The 24515-nt window shown below is 73.2% G+C and carries 19 protein-coding genes and 1 riboswitch; of the genes, 11 read left to right on the top strand and 8 right to left on the bottom strand.

Annotated features, from left to right (window positions below):
* Positions 1–10: 10 nt before the first annotated feature.
* The 4 genes from ACIRS4_RS13720 to ACIRS4_RS13705 form a co-directional block, all read right to left on the bottom strand.
* A complete protein-coding gene (locus ACIRS4_RS13720) occupies positions 11–691 on the bottom strand; it encodes a response regulator (protein WP_404194426.1) in 681 nt (226 codons plus the stop codon).
* Complete coding sequence (locus ACIRS4_RS13715) at positions 688–2373, bottom strand: ATP-binding protein (protein ID WP_404194423.1); 1686 nt, start codon at positions 2371–2373, stop codon at positions 688–690. Before ACIRS4_RS13715 ends, ACIRS4_RS13720 begins: the two co-directional genes overlap by 4 nt.
* 170 nt (positions 2374–2543) lie before the next feature.
* Positions 2544–3488: a sucrase ferredoxin gene (locus ACIRS4_RS13710; RefSeq protein ID WP_404194420.1), complete on the bottom strand. Its 945-nt coding sequence runs from the start codon at positions 3486–3488 to the stop codon at positions 2544–2546.
* A gap of 182 nt (positions 3489–3670) precedes the next feature.
* Positions 3671–4939: a citrate/2-methylcitrate synthase gene (locus ACIRS4_RS13705; protein ID WP_404194418.1), complete on the bottom strand. Its 1269-nt coding sequence runs from the start codon at positions 4937–4939 to the stop codon at positions 3671–3673.
* A 97-nt stretch (positions 4940–5036) separates the two neighbouring features.
* Between ACIRS4_RS13705 and ACIRS4_RS13700 the strand changes: the two genes are divergently transcribed.
* Positions 5037–6212: a citrate synthase/methylcitrate synthase gene (locus ACIRS4_RS13700; protein WP_404194415.1), complete on the top strand. Its 1176-nt coding sequence runs from the start codon at positions 5037–5039 to the stop codon at positions 6210–6212.
* 112 nt (positions 6213–6324) lie between these two features.
* Positions 6325–7383: a CobW family GTP-binding protein gene (locus tag ACIRS4_RS13695; RefSeq protein ID WP_404194412.1), complete on the top strand. Its 1059-nt coding sequence runs from the start codon at positions 6325–6327 to the stop codon at positions 7381–7383.
* 273 nt (positions 7384–7656) lie between these two features.
* Here ACIRS4_RS13695 and ACIRS4_RS13690 read toward each other — a convergent pair whose 3' ends face one another.
* Positions 7657–10113, bottom strand: coding sequence for a DNA topoisomerase (ATP-hydrolyzing) subunit A (locus tag ACIRS4_RS13690; RefSeq protein ID WP_404194410.1), 2457 nt, complete (start codon positions 10111–10113; stop codon positions 7657–7659).
* A gap of 306 nt (positions 10114–10419) precedes the next feature.
* On the opposite strand from ACIRS4_RS13690, the gene ACIRS4_RS13685 reads away from it, so the two are divergent.
* The 4 genes from ACIRS4_RS13685 to ACIRS4_RS13670 all read left to right on the top strand — a co-directional run bounded on the left by ACIRS4_RS13685 (position 10420) and on the right by ACIRS4_RS13670 (position 15231).
* On the top strand, positions 10420–11787 hold the full coding sequence (locus ACIRS4_RS13685; RefSeq protein WP_404194408.1) for a M16 family metallopeptidase: 1368 nt from the start codon (positions 10420–10422) through the stop codon (positions 11785–11787).
* Positions 11784–13172, top strand: a complete 1389-nt coding sequence (locus tag ACIRS4_RS13680) for a M16 family metallopeptidase (RefSeq protein WP_404194405.1) — start codon at positions 11784–11786, stop codon at positions 13170–13172. The genes ACIRS4_RS13685 and ACIRS4_RS13680 overlap by 4 nt, the downstream gene beginning before the upstream one ends.
* A 192-nt stretch (positions 13173–13364) precedes the next feature.
* Positions 13365–13532, top strand: a riboswitch (cyclic di-AMP (ydaO/yuaA leader).
* A gap of 13 nt (positions 13533–13545) precedes the next feature.
* Positions 13546–14307 (top strand): M23 family metallopeptidase, encoded by a 762-nt coding sequence (locus ACIRS4_RS13675; protein ID WP_404194402.1) that lies wholly within the window; start codon positions 13546–13548, stop codon positions 14305–14307.
* 231 nt (positions 14308–14538) lie between these two features.
* A complete protein-coding gene (locus ACIRS4_RS13670; protein ID WP_404194400.1) occupies positions 14539–15231 on the top strand; it encodes a GntR family transcriptional regulator in 693 nt (230 codons plus the stop codon).
* 279 nt (positions 15232–15510) lie between these two features.
* On the opposite strand, the gene ACIRS4_RS13665 is transcribed toward ACIRS4_RS13670, so the two are convergent.
* The gene (locus tag ACIRS4_RS13665; RefSeq protein ID WP_053637259.1) at positions 15511–15792 is read right to left on the bottom strand and encodes an HPr family phosphocarrier protein; all 282 of its coding nucleotides are present in this window, start codon (positions 15790–15792) and stop codon (positions 15511–15513) included.
* A gap of 177 nt (positions 15793–15969) precedes the next feature.
* Here ACIRS4_RS13665 and ACIRS4_RS13660 point away from each other — a divergent pair, with 177 nt between their 5' ends.
* From ACIRS4_RS13660 to ACIRS4_RS13645, 4 genes are read left to right on the top strand one after another with little or no spacing between them, the layout of a single operon-like run.
* A complete protein-coding gene (locus tag ACIRS4_RS13660; protein WP_404194397.1) occupies positions 15970–18828 on the top strand; it encodes a GNAT family N-acetyltransferase in 2859 nt (952 codons plus the stop codon).
* Positions 18829–18866: 38 nt separating this feature from the next.
* Positions 18867–19463, top strand: coding sequence for a DUF5998 family protein (locus ACIRS4_RS13655; protein ID WP_130438193.1), 597 nt, complete (start codon positions 18867–18869; stop codon positions 19461–19463).
* On the top strand, positions 19463–20653 hold the full coding sequence (locus ACIRS4_RS13650) for an alkaline phosphatase family protein (RefSeq protein WP_404194394.1): 1191 nt from the start codon (positions 19463–19465) through the stop codon (positions 20651–20653). The genes ACIRS4_RS13655 and ACIRS4_RS13650 overlap by 1 nt, the downstream gene beginning before the upstream one ends.
* 60 nt (positions 20654–20713) lie before the next feature.
* A complete protein-coding gene (locus ACIRS4_RS13645) occupies positions 20714–21361 on the top strand; it encodes a thymidine kinase (RefSeq protein ID WP_130438191.1) in 648 nt (215 codons plus the stop codon).
* Positions 21362–21381: 20 nt separating this feature from the next.
* On the opposite strand, the gene ACIRS4_RS13640 is transcribed toward ACIRS4_RS13645, so the two are convergent.
* Positions 21382–22194, bottom strand: coding sequence for a VOC family protein (locus ACIRS4_RS13640; protein ID WP_404194391.1), 813 nt, complete (start codon positions 22192–22194; stop codon positions 21382–21384).
* Positions 22195–22349: 155 nt separating this feature from the next.
* Here ACIRS4_RS13640 and ACIRS4_RS13635 point away from each other — a divergent pair, with 155 nt between their 5' ends.
* Complete coding sequence (locus tag ACIRS4_RS13635; RefSeq protein ID WP_404194388.1) at positions 22350–23201, top strand: sulfurtransferase; 852 nt, start codon at positions 22350–22352, stop codon at positions 23199–23201.
* 160 nt (positions 23202–23361) lie between these two features.
* Here ACIRS4_RS13635 and sepH read toward each other — a convergent pair whose 3' ends face one another.
* The gene (gene sepH / locus ACIRS4_RS13630) at positions 23362–24393 is read right to left on the bottom strand and encodes a septation protein SepH (protein ID WP_404194385.1); all 1032 of its coding nucleotides are present in this window, start codon (positions 24391–24393) and stop codon (positions 23362–23364) included.
* Between the last annotated feature and the right edge of the window lie 122 nt (positions 24394–24515).

Here is a 24515-nt window from a genome sequence, read left to right as displayed (position 1 = left end):
AACGGTTTCCTCAGGCGCGGGTCGCCCACACGTAACGGTGTTCCGGGCGGCCCGCGTCGCCGTACTTCAGGGTCAGCCGGGCTCTCCCGGTGCGCTCCAGGAGCTTCAGATAGCGCTGGGCGGTCTGGCGGCTCACCCCGGTGCGGTCGGCGATCTCCTGGGCCGACAGAGGACCTTGGGCGTTCATCAGGGACTGGCGCACGAGTTCCGCCGTGGTGGGGGAGTGCCCCTTGGGCAGTCCCGGCTCCGAAGGGGCGGACAGCGCGCCGAAGATGCGGTCCACGTCCGCCTGTTCGGCCTCACCGCCGCCGTCGAGCGTGCGGCGCAGCTCGGCGTACGCCTCCAGCTTGGCGCGCAGACCGGCGAAGTTGAACGGCTTGACCAGGTACTGGAGCGCACCGTGCCGCATCGCCGACTGCACCGTCGTGACGTCCCGCGCCGCCGTCACCATGATCACGTCCGCCTGGTGGCCGCGCCGGCGCATCTCCTGGACGACGTCCAGGCCCGTCCGGTCGGGCAGGTAGTGGTCCAGCAGGACCAGGTCCAGCAGCGGCAGCGACTCCAGTTGACGCAGCGCCTCGGCGGCGCTGTGCGCCTCGCCCGCGACGTGGAAGCCGGGCACCTTCTCGACATACGCGGCGTTGACCTGGGCGACCCTGGTGTCGTCGTCCACGACCAGGACCTCGATCATCGCGACTCCTCTTCGGCTGTGCCCTTCGCGGATGCGGCCAGGGCGGGTTCGAGGGCCGGTTCGTGTGCGGGCTCGGCCAGTGCCTCGGGCAGGACGACGGTGAACTCGGCGCCTCCGCCGAGCGCCTCGCCGACGCAGGCGCTGCCGCCCTGCCGCTCGGCGAGCCTGCGCACCAGGGAGAGGCCGATGCCCCGCTTGCCGTGCGCGGGCGGCTTCTTCGTGGACCAGCCCTCGGTGAACACCGACTCGCGGTGCTCCGCCGGGATTCCGGGGCCCGTGTCGCGCACCCGAAGGACGGCGGTGCGTCCCTCGGCGCGGAGTTCGACCTCCACGCGTGCGTGCGCGGTCCCGGCGACGGCGTCGAGCGCGTTGTCCACCAGGTTGCCGACGACGGTGACCAGCCCGCGCGGATCCACCAGCCGGTCCGGGAGCCGCGTGCGGTCCGACACCCGCAGCGCCACCCCGCGCTCGGCGGCGACGGTCGCCTTGCCGACGAGGAGGGCGGCGAGCAGCGGGTCCTCGATCTTCTCGGTGACCTGCTCCGCGGTCGCCCGGTGGTCGCCGACCACCTCGCCGACGAACTCCACCGCGTCGTCGTACCGCTCCAGTTCGAGCAGTCCGAGCAGGGTGTGCATCCGGTTGGCGTGTTCGTGGTCCTGGGCGCGCAGCGCGTCGATCAGGCCGCGCGTCGAGTCCAGCTCACGGCCGAGCTGCTCCAGCTCGGTGCGGTCGCGCAGGGTGGCCACCGCGCCGCCGTCGTCGGTGGGCATGCGGTTGGCGATCAGGACGCGCTGCCCGCGTACGGTGATCAGGTCGGTGCCCGTCACCCGGCCGGCCAGGACGTCGGCGGTGCGGCCCTCGCCGAGCGCCTCGTCGGGTGTGCGGCCGACGGCCCGCTCCTCGCCGATGCCGAGGAGACGCTGCGCCTCGTCGTTGAGGAGGCGGACGCGGCCCGCGCGGTCCAGGGCGACGACGCCCTCCCGGATGCCGTGCAGCATCGCCTCGCGTTCGGAGAGCAGCGCGGAGATGTCGGAGAAGGCCAGGTCTCGGGTCTGCCGGTGGACCCGTCGGGAGATCAGCCAGGCGGCCAGGGCGCCCACGGCCAAGGCGCCTCCGGCGTAGGCGAAGAGCCCGGGTATCGCGTGGATCAGCCGCGCGCGCACGCTGTCGTACTCGATGCCGACCGAGACCGCCCCGACGATCCTGCCGTCGCTGTCCCTCAGGGGCACCTTGCCGCGCGCCGAGCGGCCCAGGGTGCCACTGTCGATCCCCATGACCTCCCGGCCGGCGAGAGCCTCGCTGGGGTCCGTCGAGACATGGCCGCCGACCTGCGAGGGGTCGGTGTGCGACCAGCGCGTTCCATGAAGGTCCATGATCACGACGTACTCGGCCCCGCTGGCCTCACGGATGCGCTCCGCCTCCCGCTGCACCGGCCCGTCGACCGTGGGCGGGGTGTCGCGGAGGTCCTCGGCGAGCTGGGGCACCGCCGCGGTGGTCTGGGCGATGGCGAGCGCGCGGCGCATCGCCTGGTCGTCCAGCTGGTCGCTGAGCGGGGCGAGGAACAGCCCGGTGGCGAGCACCACGACGCCCGCGGCGATCGCGAGCTGCATGAGCAGCACCTGCGAGACCATGCGGCGGGGCATGCCGAGGCGCAGGCGTCGGACGGGGGGAGCGGGGCTCATACCCATGACGGTACGTGGACGTGCCGGTCCAGCCGTAGGGGTGTGTGGCGGGGATCTCCCGAGGGTCTCCGCCGGACGGTCCCCGGCCGGCGGACGAGGGGCGGTCGTGGGGCTGCTCCCGAGAGGCCCTGTGGAGGCGCCTGGCGGGCCTCGAGGATGCGCGGGGCGGGTCAGCCCGCCAGCGCCCCGGCGGGCGTCAGCTCGCGCACCGACTCCACGTCCATCCGCGCCGGTGAGCCCAGCACGGACGCTCCGCAGCTCTCCGGACGCGGCGGCAGCGACGCCCCCTGCGTCACGACGACCCGCCAGTGCCGCCCGTCGGCGTGCGCGACCGTCACCTCCCAGCGCGGCGCCCCGCCCTGGGTGGCGACGACGGTGAGGGCCTGCGCCGCGTACTCGCCGACCGCCGCGCGCACGGCGAGTTCCGCCGCTTGGCCGGGCCGCTCCCAGGCCGAGCAGCCGCGGCTTCCCTCCACGACGATCCGCCCCTCCTGTGCGCCGTGCAGGACCTCCTTGAGGGCGTGCGCCTCGGCTCGGCCGTAGGCGTAGCCGTACGGCAGCACGAGCGCCGTGGGGGCGAAGCGGTGCCCGCCCAGATGGGTCACCTCCCAGACGCCGTCCACGCCCGAGGCGGCGAGCTCGGCGGCGAGCGGGCGGCCCAGCAGCGCGCAGCAGCGGTCGCGCTTGCCGTTGGTGCAGACGAGGGCCAGCGGACCGCCGGTGTGCGGCCGGCCGTCGAGCGCCGCGTCGAAGGTGTGGGGCTCGCCCCGTCCGAGGGCGGCGAAGTCGAGGTCCAGCAGCCGGCTCGGGTCGCTGGTCGTGGCGCTGCGGATCCACACCCGGCCGGGGACGGTGTGGGCGGCGTACACGCGGCGCAGCGGCGGCGTGCCGAAGTCGGCGTGCGGTCCGGGCCGCCGGATGAGCACGACGCGGACGCCCGTGTCCTTCGCCGCGGCCTCCAGGGCGCGGCCCAGCACGGGGTCCAGATGGCTCGACACGAGCGCCTTGGCACCCCAGGGGCCGGGCTGTTCGACCAGGAGCCAGGTCCTCGCCGTGGCCGCGGTCCCGGCCATGGGCTCGTCGAGGTCTCGCGCGACAGACGTGCACGTACTCACAGAGGTGAGCCTAACCTGACTTCGCCGGGAGCGACTTCCCGGCCCGTCGGGCATCGGCGCGGCGGGTCCGCACGCGTGTGCCGCGCTGCCCCGGTGGCCTGCGGCCTCACCCCGGGTCAGGGCATGCCGTAGTCGCTTGCCAGGCGCTGCTCGCAGCGCCTGTTCCGGCCCCGCTCGCGGTGCTATTCCGGCAGCGCCCGGGTCGGTTTCGGCCCGACGTAGTGGCCGCTGGGGCGCATCCGCAGGGGCTGCTCGCCGTACTCCTCCAGGGCGTGGGCGATCCAGCCCGCCGTCCGTGCGACGGCGAAGACGGTCTCGCCGGCGGAGGCCGCCATGCCGCAGGAGACGGTGAGCACGGCGAGCGCCAGGTCGACGTTGGCGTGCAACGAGGTGTGCCGCGCGGTCGTGATCACGATGTCGCGGGCCGCGGCCAGTGCGGGCTGCGCTTCGGGAATCTCCTCCAGGAGGGCGAAGAGGACGCGCGCGCGGGGGTCCTCGCCCGGGTAGAGCCGGTGCCCGAGCCCGGGGATGCGGCGGCCGGCCCGTAGCTCCTCGGCGATCACGGGCGCCGCCGAGCCCTGGTCGAGCACCTCCCGCAGCAACCGGTGGGCGAGCCCGCTGGCCGCGCCGTGCAGCGGCCCCTCGATGACGCCGAGCCCCGCCGAGACGGCCGCGTACGCGTGCGCGCGGGCGCTCGCGGCGACCCGCACGGCGAGCGTCGAGGCGGCCAGGTCGTGGTCGGCGAGGAGGCCGAGGGCCGTGTCCAGAGCATGCAGCGAGGCCTCGGTTGCGGGCAGGCGGCTCAGCCGGCCCCACAGGCGGTGCGCGATGGACCGGCCGTCCTGATGGGCGGGGTTCTTGGGCTGCAGGGCGGCGACGAGGGTGGGGATGAGGGTGCGCGCTGTGCCCAGTACGGCGTCCTCGGACAGGTCGAAGCGCAGCGGGTCGGCGACGGCGGCGGCGACGGCCGCGACGCGCAGCCGGTCGGTGGGACCGGTGTGCGCGGGCAGCGCGTCGGCCGCGCGGTGGGCGGCGTCGATGGAGGCGGGCGGCGCGGTGAAGGTGGTGCCACGGTGCATCCGGCCGGTCCACAGCCACTCGGCGACCTCCTCATAGGAGTGCCGGACGGCGAGCTCCGCGGCGTCGACGCCGCGGAAGTAGTACCGGTCTTCCTCGATGAGGGTGAGGCGGGTGCGCACGGACAGTTCGGCGCCGGGCGTCTGCCCCGCCCCGCTGTCGCGCCGGTTGCGCCGGGCCAGCGCCTCGACCTCGTCGGCGTCGAAGGTGCTGCCCCGGCCGCCGGCCGCGCGCCTGCTGCTGAGCTGGCCGCGGCTCACGTAGGCGTACACGGTCTCGGGTTTCACGCCGAGCAGCTCGGCGGCCTCCTTGGTGCTCAGCCGCCGCTCGGGGCGGCCGGGACCGTCCATCCGGCCGGGTTCTTGATCGCGCATGGGATCACCGTATCCAGGAGGTCGATACATTGATCGAATCAATATTGACACTATTGAGTCAATCATGGACAGTCGAATCAAGTCCAGGGAGGAAACCATGTCCGTCAACAGGTCCGCAGCAGCACCCGTCGAGGTACCGCGGGGACTCGCCGGAGTCGTCGTCGCCGACACGGAGGTCGGCGACGTCCGAGGCCGCGAGGGCTTCTACCACTACCGCCAGTACTCGGCAGTGGAACTCGCGCGCACCCGCCGCTTCGAGGACGTCTGGCACCTCCTCGTCCACGGCGAGCTGCCCGACGGGCCGCGCGGCGACGCCTTCGCCGCAGAGACCGCGGCACTGCGCCGCCTGCCCGACGAGGTGACGCGGGCGCTGCCGGCCATCGCCGCCGCCGCGAACGGCAACCCCCTCGCCGGGATGCGCACGGCGCTCTCGCTCCTGGGCGCGGCACGGGGCTTCCGGCCGGTGTACGACATCGACGCGGACCAGCGGCGCGAGGACACCGTCGCGGCGGCCGCGGCCGTGCCGACGCTGCTCACCGCGCTGTACCGGCTGGGGAAGGGGCTCGAGCCCGTGGAGCCGCGCGAGGAGCTGCCGTACGCGGCCGGCTACCTCCACATGCTCACGGGGGCCGAACCGGAACCGGAGCAGGCGAAGGCCGTCGAGCAGTACCTGATATCGACCATCGACCACGGCTTCAACGCGTCGACGTTCACCGCCAGGGTCATCGCCTCGACCGGCGCGGACGTCGCCGCCTGTCTCGTCGGAGCGGTGGGCGCCCTCTCGGGCCCACTGCACGGCGGCGCGCCCAGCCGCGCCCTGGACACCCTGGACGCGATCGGCACGCCCGACCGCGTCGACCCCTGGATCCGGGAGCGCGTCCTCGCCGGTGAGCGGATCATGGGCTTCGGACACGCCGTCTACCGCACCGAGGACCCGCGCTCACGGATGCTCCGGGAGATCGCCCAGCGCTTCGGAGGCCCGCGCGTCGACTTCGCCGTCGAGGTCGAACGACGCGTCGAGGCGATCCTCGCCGAGCTGAAGCCGGGCCGGGAACTGCACACCAACGTGGAGTACTACGCCGGAGTCGTCATGGAACTGTGCGGCCTGCCCCGCGAGATGTTCACCCCGACCTTCGCGGCGGGCCGGACGGTGGGCTGGAGCGCGAACATCCTGGAACAGGCCCAGGACTCGAAGATCATCCGCCCGGCCGCGCGGTACATAGGCCCGGCGGCGCCGGTGGAGGTGCCGGCGGCGACTCCCGGCGCGGCGTGAGCCGGACCGCTCCGGGGGCGGCCGGGCACTGCTGACGGGCGCTCATCTCGCGTCGTCTCCCACGACTCGTATCCTGGCCCGGCACGCCCCCAGGTGTCAGAGAGGTCGCACGTTGACGCAGAGCCGAACCCCGCAGCAGATCCCGGTCGTCGTTCTCGCCGGCTTCCTGGGCTCCGGCAAGACGACCCTGCTGAACCACCTGCTGCACCGCAGCGGAGGCAGCCGGATAGGCGCCGTCGTCAACGACTTCGGCGCCATCGAGATCGACGCCATGGCCGTCGCCGGCGCGCTCGGCGACTCCACCGTCTCCCTCGGCAACGGCTGCCTGTGCTGCGCCGTCGACGCGAGCGAACTCGACGTCTACCTGGAGCGGCTCGCCCGGCCCGCAACCGGCGTCGACGTCATCGTCATCGAGGCCAGCGGCCTCGCCGAGCCCCAGGAACTCGTCCGGATGGTGCTGGCCAGCGAGCACCCGGCGATCGTGTACGGCGGACTCGTGGAGGTCGTCGACGCCGCCGAGTTCGACGAGACCCGCGCCAAGCACCCGGAGATCGACCGGCACCTCGCCCTCGCCGACCTGGTCGTGGTGAACAAGCTGGACCGGGCGACCGACGCCGACCGCGTCCTCGGCCTCGTCCGGTCCCTCAGTGACCGGGCCGCCGTCGTCCCCGCCACCTATGGCCGCATCGACCCCGAACTCCTCTTCGACTGCCGGCCGAGCGAGGAGCGCATCGGGCAGTTGTCCTTCGACGACCTGCACCGCCACACGGACGACGCCGGCCACGCCGGCCATCTGCACGCCGCCTACGACAGCCTCTCCTTCGCCCGCGAAGCGCCTCTCGACCCGCGCCGGACGATGTCGTTCCTGGACAGCCGCCCCGAGGGCCTGTACCGGATCAAGGGGTACGTCGACTTCGGCCCGCACGACCCCGACAACCGCTACGCCGTACACGCCGTGGGCCGCTTTCTGCGCTTCCACCCCGAGCCCTGGCCGCCCGCCGAGGCGCGCCTCACCCAACTCGTCCTGATCGGCGCGGGCATCGACGCCACCGCCCTCACCGGCGAACTGGAGGCCTGCGTGAGCGATGCGCGGCAACCCGACGAGCACGCCATGTGGGGCGTCCTGCGCTACGTACGGGACCCCGAGCCGCAGGCCTTCGAGGACCTTTAGACCTCAAGGCCGGCTGCACGTACCCCTGGAGGCGGCGGGCGCCTGGCTCGCCGCCGGCAGATTGAGCCCGGAGACGGCGTCCAGCGGGACGCTCGGCGTGATGAGCGAGCGGCGGCGGCACCGCTCATGCCGAGCCCTCCCACGGCCCCCGAACACCCGCCATGCACACCGCGACCGCGGGCCACGCCGGCCGCCTGACCGCCGAGGAGGCCGACCCTCGCTCCAGAGGGGGCCGGCCACCTCTGAGCGAGGGAACCCCGGGATCCGGTACTCCTACACCGGCCCCGCCACCACCGACACGGTCTTGGCCAGGGAGACGCCCGAGCCGTCGCGGCGGGGGTCCATCTCCGGCAGTTCGGCCGGCAGGCCGTTCTTCTGCGCGGCACGTGCCGGGGCGGGCCCCGCCCAGGCCAGGGACAGGCAGTCCTCGCCCTTGAGGAACCGCTGGCAGCGCACACCGCCGGTGGCGCGGCCCTTGCGCGGATACTGGTCGAACGGCGTGAGCTTGGCCGTCGTCTGGACGGAGTCGTCCAGCGTGCCGCGCGAGCCCGCGACGGTGAACACCACCGCGTCCGCCGCAGGGTCCACCGCGGTGAACGAGATCACCTTGGCGCCCTCGGCGACCTTGATGCCGGCCATGCCGCCCGCCGCACGGCCCTGCGGACGGACCTGCCCGGCCTGGTAACGCAGCAACTGGGCGTCGTCCGTGATGAAGACCAGGTCCTCCTCGCCCGTGCGCAGCTCCATCGCGCCGACGATCCGGTCGCCCTCCTTGAGGGTGATGACCTCCAGCTCCTCCTTGTTGGAGGGATAGTCCGGCACCACCCGCTTGACCACGCCCTGCGCGGTGCCGATCGCCAGCCCGGGGGAGGACTCGTCGAGCGTGGTGAGGCAGATCAGCGTCTCGTCGCCCTCCAGGGAGACGAACTCGGTGACCGGCGCGCCGCCCGACAGGTTCGGCGCCGAGGCGGTGTCCGGGAGCTGCGGCAGGTCGACGACGTTGATCCGCAGCAGACGGCCCGCCGAGGTCACCGCGCCGATCTCCCCGCGCGCGGTGGCCGGCACCGCGGAGACGATCACATCGTGCTTGGTCCGCCGGACGTCCCCGTCCTCGGTGAAGGGCTCGCCGTTCGCCGTACGGGCCAGCAGGCCCGTCGAGGAGAGCAGCACCCGGCACGGGGCGTCGGCCACCTGGAGCGGCACGACGGCCGCCGGCGTGCCCGACGACTCCAGCAGGACCGTACGACGCTCGGTGCCGAACTTCTTCGTCACCGCCGCCAGTTCGGCCGAGACCAGCTTGCGCAGCTCCGCGTCCGACTCCAGGATCCGGGTCAGCTCGGCGATCTCCTCGTTGAGCTTCTCCTTCTCCGCCTCCAGCTCGATGCGGTCGTACCTGGTCAGCCGGCGCAGCGGCGTGTCCAGGATGTACTGCGTCTGCACCTCGGACAGGGAGAAGCGCTCGATCAGGCGCTGCTTGGCCTCGGCGCTGTTGTCGCTGGAGCGGATCAGCCGGATGACCTCGTCGATGTCGACGAGCGCCGTGAGCAGGCCCTCCACCAGGTGGAGGCGGTCGCGCCGCTTGCCGCGCCGGAACTCGCTGCGCCGCCGCACGACCTCGAAGCGGTGGTCGAGGTAGACCTCCAGAAGCTCCTTCAGGCCCAGCGTGAGCGGCTGACCGTCCACCAGCGCCACGTTGTTGATGCCGAAGGACTCCTCCATCGGCGTCAGCTTGTAGAGCTGCTCCAGGACCGCCTCCGGCACGAAGCCGTTCTTGATCTCGATGACCAGGCGCAGTCCGTGCTCGCGGTCGGTGAGGTCCTTGACGTCGGCGATGCCCTGGATCTTCTTCGAGCCGACCAGGTCCTTGATCTTGGCGATGACCTTCTCGGGGCCGACGGCGAACGGCAGTTCCGTCACCACCAGGCCCTTGCGGCGGGCCGTCACCGTCTCCACCGACACCGTCGCGCGGATCTTGAAGGTGCCGCGGCCGGTCTCGTAGGCGTCGCGGATGCCGGACAGGCCGACGATGCGGCCGCCGGTGGGCAGGTCAGGACCCGGGACGTGCCGCATCAGGGCGTCCAGATCCGCGTTCGGGTGCCGGATCAGATGCCGGGCGGCCGCGATCACCTCGGCCAGGTTGTGCGGCGGCATGTTGGTGGCCATGCCGACCGCGATACCGGAGGAACCGTTGACCAGGAGGTTGGGGAAGGCGGCCGGCAGGGCCACCGGCTCCTGCTCCTGGCCGTCGTAGTTGGGCGTGAAGTCGACCGTGTCCTCGTCGATCGACTCGGTCATCAGGCTCGTCGCCGCCGCCTGACGGCACTCGGTGTACCGCATGGCGGCCGGCGGGTCGTCGTTGCCCAGCGAACCGAAGTTGCCGTGGCCGTCGACCAGCGGCACGCGCATGGAGAAGGGCTGGGCCATGCGCACCAGCGCGTCGTAGATCGACGCGTCGCCGTGCGGGTGCAGCTTGCCCATGACCTCGCCGACGACACGGGCGCACTTCACATAGCCGCGGTCGGGCCGCAGGCCCATCTCGTTCATCTGGTAGACGATGCGGCGGTGCACGGGCTTGAGGCCGTCGCGGGCGTCCGGCAGGGCGCGCGAGTAGATGACCGAGTACGCGTACTCGAGGAAGGAGCCCTGCATCTCGTCGACGACGTCGATGTCGAGGATCTTCTCCTCGTACGAGTCGTCGGGAGGCGGGGTCTTCGTGCTGCGGCGGGCCATCGCTGCCGGCTCCTCCTGTGTTCTGGTCGCTCGCCTGCGGGGCGCTCGCGTGCTGAGGCGTGTGACGGGATCTGACGCGGACCATTGTGGACCGTGGCACTGACAGTGCTGGCCGGGACCCGGGCGTCTGCCTGGGGCCCTGTGGGGAAGGCACCTTCTCCACGGCTGCCCGCAGGCTACGCGATCTCGCTCTCGGCGTACGTCGCCCGGGAACTTCGCCGACGCTCCGCGCGCTTGCATACAGTGGCAGGACCGGCAGGAAAACCGCGGTTTCGACGACCGCGTCCGCGATCGGAAGGGACGTACATGCCCATGGGTCACACGGCCACAGCCCAGGCAGGCTCCGGGGGCCTGACAGCGACCGAGCACCGCCTGGCCAACGGCCTGCGCGTGGTGCTCTCAGAGGACCACCTGACCCCCGTCGCGGCGGTGTGCCTCTGGTACGACGTCGGATCGCGCCACGAAGTCAAGGGGCGCACCGGACTCGCCCACCTCTTCGAGCACCTGATGTTCCAAGGCTCCGCCCAGGTCACGGGCAACGGGCACTTCGAGCTGGTCCAGGGCGCGGGCGGCTCCCTGAACGGCACCACGAGCTTCGAGCGCACCAACTACTTCGAGACCATGCCCGCCCACCAGCTGGAGCTCGCCCTCTGGCTGGAGGCCGACCGCATGGGCTCCCTGCTGACCGCCCTGGACGACGAGTCCATGGAGAACCAGCGCGACGTCGTCAAGAACGAGCGCCGCCAGCGCTACGACAACGTGCCCTACGGCACCGCCTTCGAGAAGCTCACCGCCCTCGCCTACCCGGAGGGCCACCCCTACCACCACACGCCGATCGGCTCCATGGCCGACCTGGACGCGGCGACCCTGGAGGACGCGCGCGCGTTCTTCCGCACGTACTACGCGCCGAACAACGCCGTGCTGTCGGTCGTCGGCGACATCGACCCCGAGCAGACCCTCGCCTGGATCGAGAAGTACTTCGGGTCCATCGCCGGTCACGACGGCAAGCCCGCGCCCCGGGACGGCTCCCTGCCGGACGTCATCGGCGAGCAGCTGCGCGAGGTCGTCGAGGAGGAGGTCCCGGCGCGCGCCCTGATGGCCGCCTACCGTCTGCCGCAGGACGGCACGCGCGAGTGCGACGCCGTCGACCTGGCGCTCACCGTCCTCGGCGGCGGCGAGTCCTCCCGCCTCTACAACCGTCTGGTGCGCCGCGACCGCACGGCGGTGGCGGCCGGCTTCGGTCTGCTGCGCCTCGCGGGAGCGCCCTCCCTGGGCTGGCTGGACGTGAAGACCTCCGGCGACGTCGAGGTGCCCGTCATCGAGACCGCCATCGACGAGGAGCTCGCCCGGTTCGCCGAAGAGGGGCCCACGGACGAGGAGATGGAGCGCGCCCAGGCGCAGTTGGAACGCGAGTGGCTGGACCGGCTGGGCACGGTCGCCGGCCGCGCCGACGAACTGTGCCGGTTCGCCGTGCTGTTCGGTGACCCGCAGCTCGCCCTGACCGCCGTCCAGCGCGTGCTGGACGTGACGGCGCAGGAGGTGCGCGAGGTCGCGAAGGCCCGGCTGCGCCCCGACAATCGCGCGGTGCTGGTGTACGAGCCCACGGAGGGCACGGAGAGCGCCGAAGACGCCGCGACCACCGCCGACGACCACGACGAGGAGGCGGCCAAGTGACCGAGCTCGCCACGATGGACTTCCACCCCCAGCCGCAGGCGGGCGACGCCAAGCCGTGGGCGTTCCCGGCCCCCGAGCGCGGAACCCTCGACAACGGGCTGACCGTCCTGCACTGCCACCGCCCCGGCCAGCAGGTCGTCGCCGTCGAGGTCCTCCTCGACGCGCCCCTGGACGCCGAGCCGGCCGGCCTCGACGGCGTCGCCACGATCATGGCGCGCGCCTTCTCCGAGGGCACCGACAAGCACTCCGCCGAGGAGTTCGCCGCCGAGCTGGAGCGCTGCGGCGCCACCCTCGACGCCCACGCCGACCACCCCGGCGTCCGCGTGAGCCTGGAGGTCCCGGCCTCCCGGCTGGCCAAGGCCCTCGGTCTGGTCGCCGACGCCCTCAGGGCGCCCGCGTTCGCCGACAGCGAGGTCGAGCGCCTCGTCCGCAACCGCCTGGACGAGATCCCGCACGAGCTGGCCAACCCCTCCCGGCGCGCGGCCAAGGAGCTCTCCAGGGAGCTGTTCCCGGCCGACGCGCGCATGTCGCGCCCGCGTCAGGGCACCGCGGAGACGGTCGAGAACATCGACTCCGCGGCCGTGCGCGCCTTCTACGAGAAGCACGTCCGCCCCGCCACGGCCACCGCCGTGATCGTCGGCGACCTCACCGACGTCGACCTGGCGGCGCTCCTCGGCGACACCCTGGGCGCGTGGACGGGTTCCGCCGCGCAGCCGCGCCCGGTGCCGCCGGTCACCGCCGACGACAACGGCCGGGTCGTCATCGTGGACCGCCCCGGCGCCGTCCAGACGCAGCTGCTGATCGGCCGGATCGGACCCGACCGGCACGCACGCGTGTGGCCCGCGCAGGTGCTCGGCACGTACTGCCTCGGCGGCACCCTCACCTCCCGCCTGGACCGCGTCCTGCGCGAGGAGAAGGGCTACACCTACGGCGTGCGCGCCTTCGGACAGGTCCTGCGGTCCGCTCCGGACGGCTCGGGCGCCGCCATGCTCGCCATCAGCGGCTCGGTCGACACCCCCAACACCGGCCCCGCGCTGGGCGACCTCTGGCAGGTGCTGCGCACGCTGGCCGAGGGCGGGCTGACCGACGCCGAGCGCGACGTCGCGGTGCAGAACCTCGTCGGCGTGGCGCCGCTGAAGTACGAGACCGCCGCGGCCGTCGCCGCCACGCTCGCCGACCAGGTCGAGCAGCACCTGCCGGACGACTTCCAGGCGACGCTCTATCAGCAGCTCGCCGCCACCGGCACCGTGGAGGCCACCGCGGCCGCCGTGAGCGCCTTCCCGGTGGATCGTCTGGTGACCGTGCTCGTCGGTGACGCGGCGCAGATCAAGGAGCCGGTCGAGGCCCTCGGCATCGGCGAGGTGAAGGTCGTCACGGCCGACTGACGCACAGGCACGCGTGGAGCCCCGGTGACGTTGTGCGTCATCGGGGCTCCGTGATGTCCGAATTGAGGGAGTGACTGCCCGTCTGCCCTGTGGGATGCGCTACAAAAGGCGGCTTTCGTTTGGGAATTGAAGGCGGCCGCGTCTAGGTTCGTCCGGGCTGTTCGTCGGGCACTGCGCCGCACCCGCGGCACCGGACAGCCATCGCCGAGTCCCCGTACGGCGCGAGCCAGGGGAGCCGGGGACCCACCTGTGAAGTCCCTGGGGTGAATCGGACGCCCGCGCGAGTCGCGAGGGGGTCCGTAGGAGACCTTCCTGCTCCGAACCCGTCAGCTAACCCGGTAGGCGAGAGGGAAGGAAAGGACCGCTCAACTTCATGGCGTTCACCTGCGCCACCGGGAAGCACCGTCGTCCCGGTCGGATGCGGCGCACCTCCGCGCGCGCGGCGAGCATCGCCGCACTGACCACCACGGGCGTCATCGCCACCGTCGCCTCCGGCTCCGCCGTCGCCGCCGAGCCCACGCCCTCCGTCGAGCAGACCGGCCTCGTCCCGGTCGTCACCGTCGGCGACTCCATCGCCCAGCAGGTCGACGACCAGGCCGCCGCCCAGCAGCAGGCGGCCCAGGAGGCCGCCGAGGTGAAGAAGGCCGCCGTCATGGCGGCCATGAAGGTCAGGGAAGAGCGGGCGGCCCGGGCGCGCGCCGCCCGCGCCGCCGAGCGCAAGCGCCTGAACACCTTCGTCCCGCCGATCAGCGGCTCGTACGTCTCCACGGGCTACAAGTCCGGCGGCTCCCTGTGGTCCTCCGGCAGCCACACCGGCATCGACTTCCACGCCTCCAGCGGCACCACCGTGCACGCCGTCGGGCTCGGCACCGTCGTCGAGGCCGGCTGGGGCGGCGCCTACGGCAACCAGGTCGTGATCCGGATGAGCGACGGCACGTACACCCAGTACGGCCATCTGTCGTCCATCGGCGTCTCGGTCGGCGAGAAGGTCACCCCGGGCCGGCAGATCGGCCTGTCGGGCGCCACCGGCAACGTCACCGGCCCGCACCTGCACTTCGAGGCCCGCACCAGCCCGGAGTACGGCTCGGACATCGACCCCGTCGCCTACCTCCGCAAGCACGGCGTGAACGTCTGACGCCGCACGGCGCACCGGACCCACAGCCCCGGCCCGTCAGGGACGCATCGACAGCGTCCCTGACGGGCCGGGGCTTTCGTGGTCGCGCGCTTTCCCCGCTTCACCGCCTCCGCTGTCCAAAAAATATCCATGGATTCCGGCCCGCCATCGGAAATTCCCGCACATTGCAATAGAGTCACGGAACGGGCGTCGCTCGTCGACGTTTCACGGGGACAAAGGCGGAGGTCGGTCATGCGTATTCCGGCGCACTCGGTGTGCACGGCCATCCGGGACGACATCGTCGCGGGTGTCTACGAGCGCGGCAGCCGCCTCACCGAGGAACTCCTCGCCCGCCGGTACGGCGTCTCGCGCGTCCCTGTCCGCGAGGCCCTGCGCACGCTGGAGGCGGAGGGCTTCGTGGTCACGCGCCGGCACGCGGGCGCGTGCGTCGCGGAACCGACCGAGCAGGAGGCCGCCGACCTGCTGGAGATGCGCCTGCTGCTGGAGCCGCTCGGCGCCTCCCGGGCCGCCCAGCGGCGCACCGAGGCGCATCTGAAGGTACTGCGCGGCCTGGTCCGGCTGGGTCAGGAGCGCGCCAGGCGGGGCGGCAGCGAGGATCTGCGCTCCCTGGGCGGCTGGTTCCACGAGACGCTCGCCCAGGCCTGCGGCAGTCATGCCCTGTCCTCCACGCTGACCCGGCTGCGCCACAAGATCGCCTGGATGTACGCGGTGGAGGCGCCGGCCGACCCGGTGGAGTCATGGGCGGAGCACGGCGCGATCGTGGACGCGGTGGCGCGCGGCGACGGGGAGCGGGCGCGGGCGATCACGGCGCTGCACACCGAGCGCGCCGCCGCCGCGCATCGGCTGCGCTTCGCCGGCGGGGGCGGGGCGGAGCGTGTGAGGACTTCGCAACACGCCGTCAACATGTCAGGCCGCCGGCATTAACACGGGAGCCGTATACAAAGAGGGGATATTCGGCGGGACGTATTTCCGCTGCCTTTTCATGTTGCGCGCCCGGAATTGACCGGCCGCGCTCTTCGGGCGTCCGCGAATCCCTCTGCGGGCCTTTTCCGTCCCGGTCGGCGGTGACGCATTCCCCAAGAATTCTGCCGGTAATTGCGGCCGGCCGGCGAGTGGCCGGCGAAGGGCCTGCGGGGGGCTGAAACGGCGAAGCCGCGCCGCCCGGGTGGGGCGACGCGGCTCCATGGGTGCCGCGAGCGTGGCTCAGACGGTCTCGGGAAGCTCCTCGAGGCCCTCGGAGACCAGCTTGGCCAGCCGGTCCAGGGCGGCGTCCGCGCCCTCGGCGTCGGAGGCGAGGACGATCTCCTCGCCGCCCTGGGCGCCCAGACCGAGGACGGCCAGCATGGACGCCGCGTTGACGGGGTCGCCGCCCGCCTTGGCGATCGTCACCGGGACGCCTGCGGCCGTGGCGGCTCGGACGAAGATGGAGGCGGGGCGGGCGTGAAGGCCCTCGGCCCAGCCGACGTTGACGCGGCGCTCAGCCATGTGATGCTGCCCTTCGCTGTTCAGGGTTGTCTAGACCAGTGTTCCACACGTGAAGCAAGCCCGGAACGGGCTCGTCCCGCTCCGCCGGCGGACGTAGGATCGCGGCCTCGACCCCACGGTTTCGTCCTCACAGACTGCCTCGCGCCGTTGTCGTACGCGAGCCGTACTCTGGGCCCCATGCAGAGCGCGCCGGACCGGCACGAGTACCCCGCCCACTGGGAAGCCGACGTGGTGCTGCGCGACGGCGGCACCGCGCGCATCCGCCCCATCACCGTCGATGACGCCGAGCGCCTGGTCAGCTTCTACGAGCAGGTCTCGGACGAGTCGAAGTACTACCGCTTCTTCGCGCCCTACCCGCGTCTGTCCGCCAAGGACGTCCACCGCTTCACGCACCACGACTTTGTGGACCGGGTGGGACTCGCGGCCACGGTCGGCGGCGAGTTCATCGCCACCGTACGCTATGACCGCATCGGCGCCGACGGCATGCCCGCCTCCGCACCCGCGGACGAGGCCGAGGTCGCCTTCCTCGTGCAGGACGCCCACCAGGGCAGGGGCGTCGCCTCGGCGCTGCTGGAGCACATCGGGGCCGTCGCCCGCGAGCGCGGCATCCGTCGGTTCGCCGCCGAGGTGCTCCCCGCCAACAGCAAGATGATCAAGGTGTTCACGGACGCCGGGTACACCCAGAAGCGCAGCTTCGAGGACGGCGTCGTCCGTCTGGAGTTCGACCTCGAACCCACCGAACGCTCCCTGGCGGTGCAGCGCGCGCGTGAACAGCGCGCCGAGGCCCGCTCCGTACGACGGCTCCTGGCCCCCGGCTCGGTCGCCGTCGTCGGCGTCGGCCGCGCGCCCGGCGGCGTCGGCCGCGGCGTCCTCGGCAACCTGCGCGACGCGGGTTTCACGGGGCGCCTGTACGCGGTGAACAAGGCGTTCCCCGAGGACCTCGAGGAGATCGACGCGGTACCCGCCCACCGGTCCGTGGGAGAGATCGAGGCACACGTCGACCTCGCGGTCGTCGCCGTCCCCGCCGAGCACGTGCCCGAGGTGGTCGCCGAATGCGGTGAACACGGCGTGCAGGGACTCGTCGTGCTCGCCGCCGGCTACGCCGAGAGCGGCCCCGAAGGGCGCGAGCGCCAGCGCGCACTCGTCCGCCAGGCGCGCGCGTACGGAATGCGGATCATCGGCCCCAACGCCTTCGGGATCGTCAACACCGCACCGACGGTGCGGCTCAACGCCTCACTGGCGCCGGAGATGCCGCGGCCCGGCCGCATCGGCTTGTTCGCCCAGTCCGGCGCCATCGGCGTCGCCCTCCTGTCCCGCCTGCACCGGCGCGGCGGAGGCGTCACCGGCGTCACCGGCGTGTCCACGTTCATCTCCTCCGGCAACCGCGCCGACGTCTCCGGCAACGACGTCCTCCAGTACTGGTACGACGACCCCGACACCGACGTCGCCCTGATGTACCTGGAGTCCATCGGCAATCCCCGCAAGTTCACCCGCCTGGCACGCCGTACGGCGGCGGCGAAGCCCCTGGTGGTCGTGCAGGGCGCCGGATCCGCGCCGCAGGGCCACGCCGTACGGGCCACACGGCTGCCGCACGCGACCGTGTCCGCGCTGCTGCGGCAGGCCGGGGTGATCCGGGTGGAGACCATCACCGAACTCGTCGACGCCGGCCTGCTGCTCGCCCGCCAGCCGCTGCCGAACGGCCCCCGGGTGGCCATCCTCGGCAACTCCGAGTCGCTGGGCCTGCTGACGTACGACGCGTGCCTCTCCCAGGGCCTGCGCCCGCTGCGGCCGCGGGACCTGACCACCCAGGCCACGGCGGAGGACTTCCACGCGGCGCTGGCCCGCGCCCTGGCCGACGACACGTGCGACGCGGTGGTGGTCACGGCGATCCCCGCGATCGGCGAGGGATCGCCCGGGGACGCGGAGCTGGCCGAGGCGCTGCGCACGGCCGCGGCCGCCGGCCCCGCCAAGCCGGTGCTCGTCGTGCACGTGGAACTCGGCGGCCTCGCGGAGGCCCTGTCGGCAGCCGCCGGCACGGCCCCCCGCGCGCGTGCCGCCGCGACCACGGAGCCGCATTCCCATCCGGCCCCGCCCCGCACGGCCGACGCGCCCGCGCCCCCCGCGTCCCGGCCCCCGGGCTCCACGCCGTCCCCGGCCGGCGCCCCCGAGGGTGCTCACCTCATCCCCGCCTATCCCGCCGCCGAACGCGCGGTCCGCGCCCTCTCCGAAGCCGTGAGGTACGCGCACTGGCGCCGCGAGGCCGCCGACCCCGGCAAGGTGCCCGAGTACGACGACATCGACGAGAGGGGCGCCGCCGAGCTGATCGACGGGCTGCTCGCGCGCGGGCAGGGCCTCACCCTCGGCGCCGACGAGACCCGTGAGCTCCTCGGCCGTTACGGGGTCCACGTGCGCCCGGCCGTCCCGGCGCCCACCCCCGACGAGGCCGCGCGAGCCGCCGACGCCCTCGGCTACCCCGTCGCCCTCAAAGCCACCGCCCCCCACCTGCGCCACCGCGCCGACCTGGGCGGCGTCCGCCTCGACCTCGCCGACGAAGAGCAACTGCGCCGCTCCTACGCCGAGTTGACGGAGCTCTTCGGCAGCGCAGAGGAACTGCGCCCGGTCGTCCAGGCCATGGCGCCGCGCGGAGTCGACACGGTCGTCCGCGCGGTGATCGACCCGGCGGCCGGCGCGGTGCTCTCCTTCGGTCTCGCCGGAGCCGCATCCCAACTGCTCGGGGACATGGCGCACCGCCTCGTGCCCGTCACCGACCGCGACGCGGCCTCCCTGGTCCGCTCCATCCGGACCGCCCCGCTCCTGTTCGGCTGGCGCGGCTCCGCCGCCGTCGACACCCCCGCTCTGGAGGAACTCCTGCTGCGGGTCTCCCGGCTGGTCGACGACCATCCCGAGGTCGTCGCGGTCACCCTGGAACCGGTCGTCGTCGCCCCGCACGGCCTCAGCGTCCTCGGCGCCTCCGTCCGTCTCGCGCCCCCGCCCGCCCGGGGCGACCTCGGCCCGCGCACCCTCCCGGTCTACTGAACGCGAGCGTTCCCGCGCAGTCAGTGGGTCCCCGTAGGATGGACCGCATGGCCAAGACCAGTACGACGACCCAGGGGCTGCGTGCGGCGATCGAGCGCAGCGGCTACTACCCGGCCCTCGTGGCCGAGGCGGTGGAGGCCGCCGTGGGCGGCGAGCCCATCCGGTCGTACCTGGTCCACCAGGAGACCACCTTCGACCAGAACGAGGTCCGCCGGCATGTGACCGTGCTGGTCCTCACCGGCAACCGCTTCATCGTCAGCCACACCGACGAGCAGGCCGCCGACAGCACCTCCCCGACGCCCTACGCCACGACGTCCACGGAGTCCGTGAAGATCGGCCGGATCTCGTCGGTCGTCGTCAGCCGTGTGGTCGCCAACCCCGAGTCGTACACCGCGGGCAGCGTCCCGCGCGAAGTCGTCCTGACCATCGGCTGGGGCGCCGTCTCCCGCATCGACCTGGAACCCGCCGCCTGCGGCGACCCCAACTGCGACGCCGACCACGGCTACACCGGCAACTCCACGGCGGACGACCTCAGCCTGCGCGTCAGCGAGGCCGGAGACGGCCCGGAGACGGTGCGCCAGGCGCTCGCCTTCGCGCAGTCCCTCTCCGAGGCGACCGCGGACGTCACCCGCTGATGGCCGCGCCCGCCGCCTGGGACGACCCGGAGCCCCTCGCCGTCTCCTCCGCGCCCGTCCCCGAGTACGGCTCCGGCTCCCTCGCCGACCTGCTGCCCACCCTGGCCGCGGGCATGGGCGTCCCCGGCATGACCGCGTCGATCACGGAACTGACCCCGGCCGACCGCAACTGCGTCTTCCTGATCGACGGCCTCGGCTGGGAGCAGATCCGGTCCCACCCGGACGAGGCGCCCTACCTGCACGCCCTCCTCGGCAGCTCCCGCGGCGGCACCGGACGCCCGATCACGGCCGGCTTCCCCGCGACCACCGCGACCTCCCTCGCCTCCGTGGGCACCGGCCTCCCGCCCGGGGCGCACGGCCTGCCCGGCTACACCGTGCGCAACCCGGACACCGGCGAGCTGATGAACCAGCTCCGCTGGCAGCCCTGGACGCCGCCGCACCCCTGGCAGCCGTACCCCACGGTCTTCCAGCTCGCCGACGCGGCCGGAGTGCACGCCGCCCAGGTGTCCTCGCCCCACTTCGAGACCACCCCGCTGACCAAGGTGGCGCTCAGCGGCGGCAGGTTCCACGGCCGCCTCACCGGCGAGGAGCGTGTGGACTTCGCGGCGGAGCAACTCGCCGCCGGCGACCGCTCCCTGGTCTACACGTACTACGCCGAACTCGACGGCGCGGGGCACCGCTACGGCGTCGCCTCCGACACCTGGCGCGGCCAGCTGATGTACGTCGACCGGCTCGTCCAGCGCCTGGCCGAGCAACTCCCGCCGCGCAGCGCGCTCTACGTCACCGCCGACCACGGCATGCTCGACGTGCCCTTCGACGAGCAGCACCGCATCGACTTCGACGAGGACTGGGAGCTGAGCGCCGGAGTCGCCCTGCTGGGCGGCGAGGGCCGGGCCCGTCACGTCTACGCCGTACCGGGCGCCGAGGGCGACGTCCTGACCTGCTGGCGCGAGGTCCTCGGCGAGCAGTTCTGGGTGGCCTCACGCGAGGAGGCCGTCGCGGCGGGCTGGTTCGGCCCGCACATCGACGAACGCGTGTACGCCCGCCTCGGCGACGTGGTCGCGGCCGCGCGGGACGACGTCCTGATCATCGCCTCCGCGCGGGAGCCGAAGGAGTCGGCGATGGTCGGCAACCACGGCTCCATGACCCCCGCCGAACAGCTCGTCCCGCTCCTCGAAGTACGCTCCTGACGGCTCCCGCCCCCCGTCACCGACACGCCATCGACCCCGCCGAAAGGTGCGCAACCCCCCATGCCCGAGCTGGTGTTCTTCTCCGGAACCATGGACTGCGGGAAGTCGACGCTGGCTCTCCAGATCGAGCACAACCGCTCCGCCCGCGGACTCCAGGGCATGATCTTCACCCGCGACGACCGCGCGGGCGAGGGCAAGCTGTCCTCCCGTCTCGGTCTGGTCACCGACGCGGTCGAGGTCGAGGACGGACGCGACCTGTACGCCTACCTGGTCGACCACCTCTCGCAGGGCGGCCGCGCCGACTACGTGATCGCGGACGAGGCGCAGTTCCTCGCCGAGGAGCAGATCGACCAGCTCGCGCGCGTGGTGGACGACCTCGGCATCGACGTCTACGCCTTCGGCATCACCACCGACTTCCGCTCCAAGCTGTTCCCCGGTTCCCAGCGGCTCGTGGAACTCGCCGACCGTGTCGAGGTGCTCCAGGTCGAGGCCCTGTGCTGGTGCGGCGCCCGGGCCACGCACAACGCCCGCACCGTCGGCGGCGTCATGGTCGTCGAGGGAGCCCAGGTCGTCATCGGCGACGTCAACCAGGCGAACACCATCGGCTACGAGGTCCTGTGCCGCCGGCACCACCGGCGCCGTATGACGGCGGCCACGGCCCGGGCGGCGGCGCTGTCGCCGGACGTCCTGCCGGTGCAGCAGGTCTGAGGGACCGGCGGAGCGCCGGCTCAGCCGCAACGCTGGATCAGCGCGAAGCGGGCACCCTCCGGGTCGGCGACGTCCACCACGCGCCCGTGCCCACCGTCACGCACCGGACGCACGACATGCCCGCCCAGGCCGAGGAACCGTGCGAGCGCCTCGTCCACGTCGTCCACCTCGAAGTACGTCACCCAGTGCGGCCCCCGGACCCGGGGCAACGCGGCGCCCACGCCCCGCACGCCGGCCACCGGCCGGCCGTCGACGAGCAGGGTCACGTGATCCGCGTCGGCCGACCCCTCCGTCTGCCGCCCGTAGCCGAACACCGTCTCGTAGAACTTGGCGACGCCGGCGGCCTCGTAGGTCACCAGTTCGTTCCACGCGGGCGTGCCGTGCACGCCGGTGACGGCAGTGCCGAGGTGGGCCGCCGACTGCCAGACGCCGAAGACCGCGCCCGAGGGGTCCAAGCCGATGGCCAGGCGCCCGGCGTCACCGGCGTCGAGCGGGCCGACCCCGACAGTGCCGCCGCACAGGCGCACCGTCTCGGCGGTGGCGTCCACACGGTCCGAGGCGAGATAGGGCGTCCAGGCGACCGGGAGGCGCCGGTCCGGGGGGAGCCGCCCGATGCCGGCCACCTCACGGCCGTCCAGCAGCGCCCGCACATAGGGGCCGAGTTGCGGCGGACCGGACCGGAACTCCCAGCCGAACAGCTCGCCGTAGAACTCCTGGGCGGCGGTCGGCCCGTGCACCATGAGACTCACCCAGCAGGGCGTGCCGAGAGCCGGCCGGGCGGATGCCGCGCCGCTCGGACCGGCGGATGATCCGGGTGCACGTCCCTCGGTCATCGTCACCCCTTCCCGGCCCCGCGCGCCGGCCGCCGGACGACGGTCGGTCCTACGCCGTGTGCCCGGCGCCGTACGCCTCGTGACCGGAGCCGTCCGGCCGAGCACAGTAGCCGGACATGGACGACGGGACCACCCTGTGCGCAAGGATGGTGGCCATGAACGCCATCATCTCCGCATCCGAACTCGCGAGCGCCCTGGCAGGCGACGCCCCGCCGGTCGTTCTCGACGTCCGCTGGCAGCTCACCCTGGCGAAGGCGGCGGGCGCGCCGGCCTTCGACGGCCGGGCCGCGTACGCCTCGGGACATGTGCCCGGCGCCGTCTACGTCGACCTGGACCGCGAGCTGGCCGGAACACCCGGCGCGCGCGGGCGTCATCCCCTGCCGGACCTGGCGGAGTTCGGCGCCGCCATGCGCCGGGCGGGCGTGTCGACGGCCCGCCCGGTCGTCGTGTACGACGGCGGGCAGGGCTGGGCGGCGGCCCGCGCGTGGTGGCTGCTGCGCTGGACGGGGCATCCGGATGTGAGGGTCCTCGACGGCGGCCTGCCGTCCTGGCAGGGCGAGTTGCAGACCGACGTGCCCGTGCCCGCGGAGGGCGACTTCGCGCCGGCGCCGGCCGCCGCGGAGCTCCTCGACGCGGACGGGGCCGCTGCGCTGGCCCGCTCCGGTGTGCTGCTCGACGCGCGCGCGGGGGAGCGGTACCGGGGCGAGGTGGAGCCGATCGACAGGGTGGGCGGCCACATCCCGGGCGCGCTCTCCGCGCCCACCACCGACAACGTCGGGCCGGACGGCCGCTTCCTGCCCGCCGGGGACCTGAGGGACCGTTTCAAGGCGCTCGGAGCCACCGAGGACACGCGGGTGGGCGTGTACTGCGGCTCGGGCGTCTCCGGCGCGCACGAGGTCCTGGCACTGGCCGTGGCGGGCGTCCCGGCGGCCCTGTACGTCGGCTCCTGGTCGGAGTGGTCCTCGGACCCGTCCCGCCCCGTCGCGGTGGGCCCCGACCCTCAGTGAGCCCTGGCCCACGGGCACATGCGTGAGGGCCGCACCGGACAGGTGCGGCCCTCACGAAGGCTGCAAGCCGTGAGCGTCCCGAAGCCGGCCGACCACGCGCCGAGCCGCCGAACCGGCGGCCGCCAGGCGGGCCGTCGTCCGGGGTCGGTGCGAGGACGCCTTACTCCTGCTTCTTGCGCCGGGTGCCGAACACGATCTCGTCCCAGCTCGGCACCGCGGCGCGGCGGCCCGGGCGGACGCCGTCCGCCTCGGCCTGGCGGTCGGTGGCGCCGACCAGCCGGTCCCGGTGACTGCTGACCGAACGCGGCATCAGGACGTCCGCGTAGGCGGAGCCGGCGGACGCGGCGGTCGCCGGGGTCTCCTCGACGGCCTCTTCCTCGACCGGTTCGTCCGGCTCCTCCGACGGGCGTTCGGGGACGATCAGGTCGCCACGGAAGCTCGGCACCGCCTCCAGCAGGCTGGTCAGCGAGTCACGCTCCCGTTCGACGCCGCTCTCCTCGGGCGGCTCGGAGGCCGGCGCGGGCAGGCTCGGCCGCTCCAGGGCGCGGTCCATCGTCCGCTCGCGCGGCAGCCGTGCGATACGCGGGACGAACGGAAAACTGGGCTCCGGCGCGGCGAGGTCGTCGGACTCGCCGATCAGCGAGCGCGCCTCGTCGTCGACGGCCTGGACGAGCCGCCGCGGCGGGTCGTAGGTCCAGCTCGCCGAGTGCGGTTCGCCCGCGACCCGGTAGACCAGCATGACCTCCCAGGTGCCGTCGTCGCGGCGCCAGGAGTCCCACTGGACGGTGTCCTTGTCGGCGCCGCGCAGCAGCAGCCGTTCCTGTACGGCCTCGCCCAGTTGGGGGCCGGCGTTCTCGCCCGGCCGGCGGACGGGCGTCTTGCGGGCCCGCTCGGCCATGAAGGCGCGCTCGGCCAGCACGGGCCCCTCGAAGCGGCGTACGCGATCGACGGGGATGCCCGCCATCTGGGCGACCTCTTCAGCGGTCGCGCCGGCTCGTATACGCGCCTGGATGTCACGGGGGCGGAGATGGCTCTCCACCTCGATCTCGATCTGGCCGAGGCGGGGACGGTCGCCGCGGACGGCGGCGCGCAGACGCTCGTCGATGGGAAGCGTGTACTCCGTGCTGTCCGCAGCCTTCAGCACCAGCCGTGTGCCGTCATTCGAGACGGCCACGACACGCAGTTCGGGCATGGGGACCTCCCGGGTGGTGCCTGCCGACGTCACGTGCGTCGCTGCTTCCGCTAGTCGAGTGTGGCCTGCCCGGGTGCAGCCTGCCACAACCTTGCCGAGTTGCCCGGCGTGTCGGGCACGCG

This window comes from Streptomyces sp. NPDC101166 (genome assembly GCF_044768125.1).
Lineage (GTDB): Bacteria > Actinomycetota > Actinomycetes > Streptomycetales > Streptomycetaceae > Streptomyces.
This window is presented reverse-complemented; position numbering and strand designations above follow the sequence as displayed.

What these genes read in the sequence shown, in the direction of transcription:
- ACIRS4_RS13720 (WP_404194426.1), bottom strand. Translation starts at nt 691, where the DNA reads ATGATCGAGGTCCTGGTCGTGGACGACGACACCAGGGTCGCCCAGGTC.
- ACIRS4_RS13715 (WP_404194423.1), bottom strand. Translation starts at nt 2,373, where the DNA reads ATGAGCCCCGCTCCCCCCGTCCGACGCCTGCGCCTCGGCATGCCCCGC.
- ACIRS4_RS13705 (WP_404194418.1), bottom strand. Translation starts at nt 4,939, where the DNA reads ATGCGCGATCAAGAACCCGGCCGGATGGACGGTCCCGGCCGCCCCGAG.
- ACIRS4_RS13700 (WP_404194415.1), top strand. Translation starts at nt 5,037, where the DNA reads ATGTCCGTCAACAGGTCCGCAGCAGCACCCGTCGAGGTACCGCGGGGA.
- ACIRS4_RS13690 (WP_404194410.1), bottom strand. Translation starts at nt 10,113, where the DNA reads ATGGCCCGCCGCAGCACGAAGACCCCGCCTCCCGACGACTCGTACGAG.
- ACIRS4_RS13685 (WP_404194408.1), top strand. Translation starts at nt 10,420, where the DNA reads ATGCCCATGGGTCACACGGCCACAGCCCAGGCAGGCTCCGGGGGCCTG.
- ACIRS4_RS13675 (WP_404194402.1), top strand. Translation starts at nt 13,546, where the DNA reads ATGGCGTTCACCTGCGCCACCGGGAAGCACCGTCGTCCCGGTCGGATG.
- ACIRS4_RS13670 (WP_404194400.1), top strand. Translation starts at nt 14,539, where the DNA reads ATGCGTATTCCGGCGCACTCGGTGTGCACGGCCATCCGGGACGACATC.
- ACIRS4_RS13665 (WP_053637259.1), bottom strand. Translation starts at nt 15,792, where the DNA reads ATGGCTGAGCGCCGCGTCAACGTCGGCTGGGCCGAGGGCCTTCACGCC.
- ACIRS4_RS13660 (WP_404194397.1), top strand. Translation starts at nt 15,970, where the DNA reads ATGCAGAGCGCGCCGGACCGGCACGAGTACCCCGCCCACTGGGAAGCC.
- ACIRS4_RS13655 (WP_130438193.1), top strand. Translation starts at nt 18,867, where the DNA reads ATGGACCGCATGGCCAAGACCAGTACGACGACCCAGGGGCTGCGTGCG.
- ACIRS4_RS13650 (WP_404194394.1), top strand. Translation starts at nt 19,463, where the DNA reads ATGGCCGCGCCCGCCGCCTGGGACGACCCGGAGCCCCTCGCCGTCTCC.
- ACIRS4_RS13645 (WP_130438191.1), top strand. Translation starts at nt 20,714, where the DNA reads ATGCCCGAGCTGGTGTTCTTCTCCGGAACCATGGACTGCGGGAAGTCG.
- ACIRS4_RS13640 (WP_404194391.1), bottom strand. Translation starts at nt 22,194, where the DNA reads ATGACCGAGGGACGTGCACCCGGATCATCCGCCGGTCCGAGCGGCGCG.
- ACIRS4_RS13635 (WP_404194388.1), top strand. Translation starts at nt 22,350, where the DNA reads ATGAACGCCATCATCTCCGCATCCGAACTCGCGAGCGCCCTGGCAGGC.
- sepH (WP_404194385.1), bottom strand. Translation starts at nt 24,393, where the DNA reads ATGCCCGAACTGCGTGTCGTGGCCGTCTCGAATGACGGCACACGGCTG.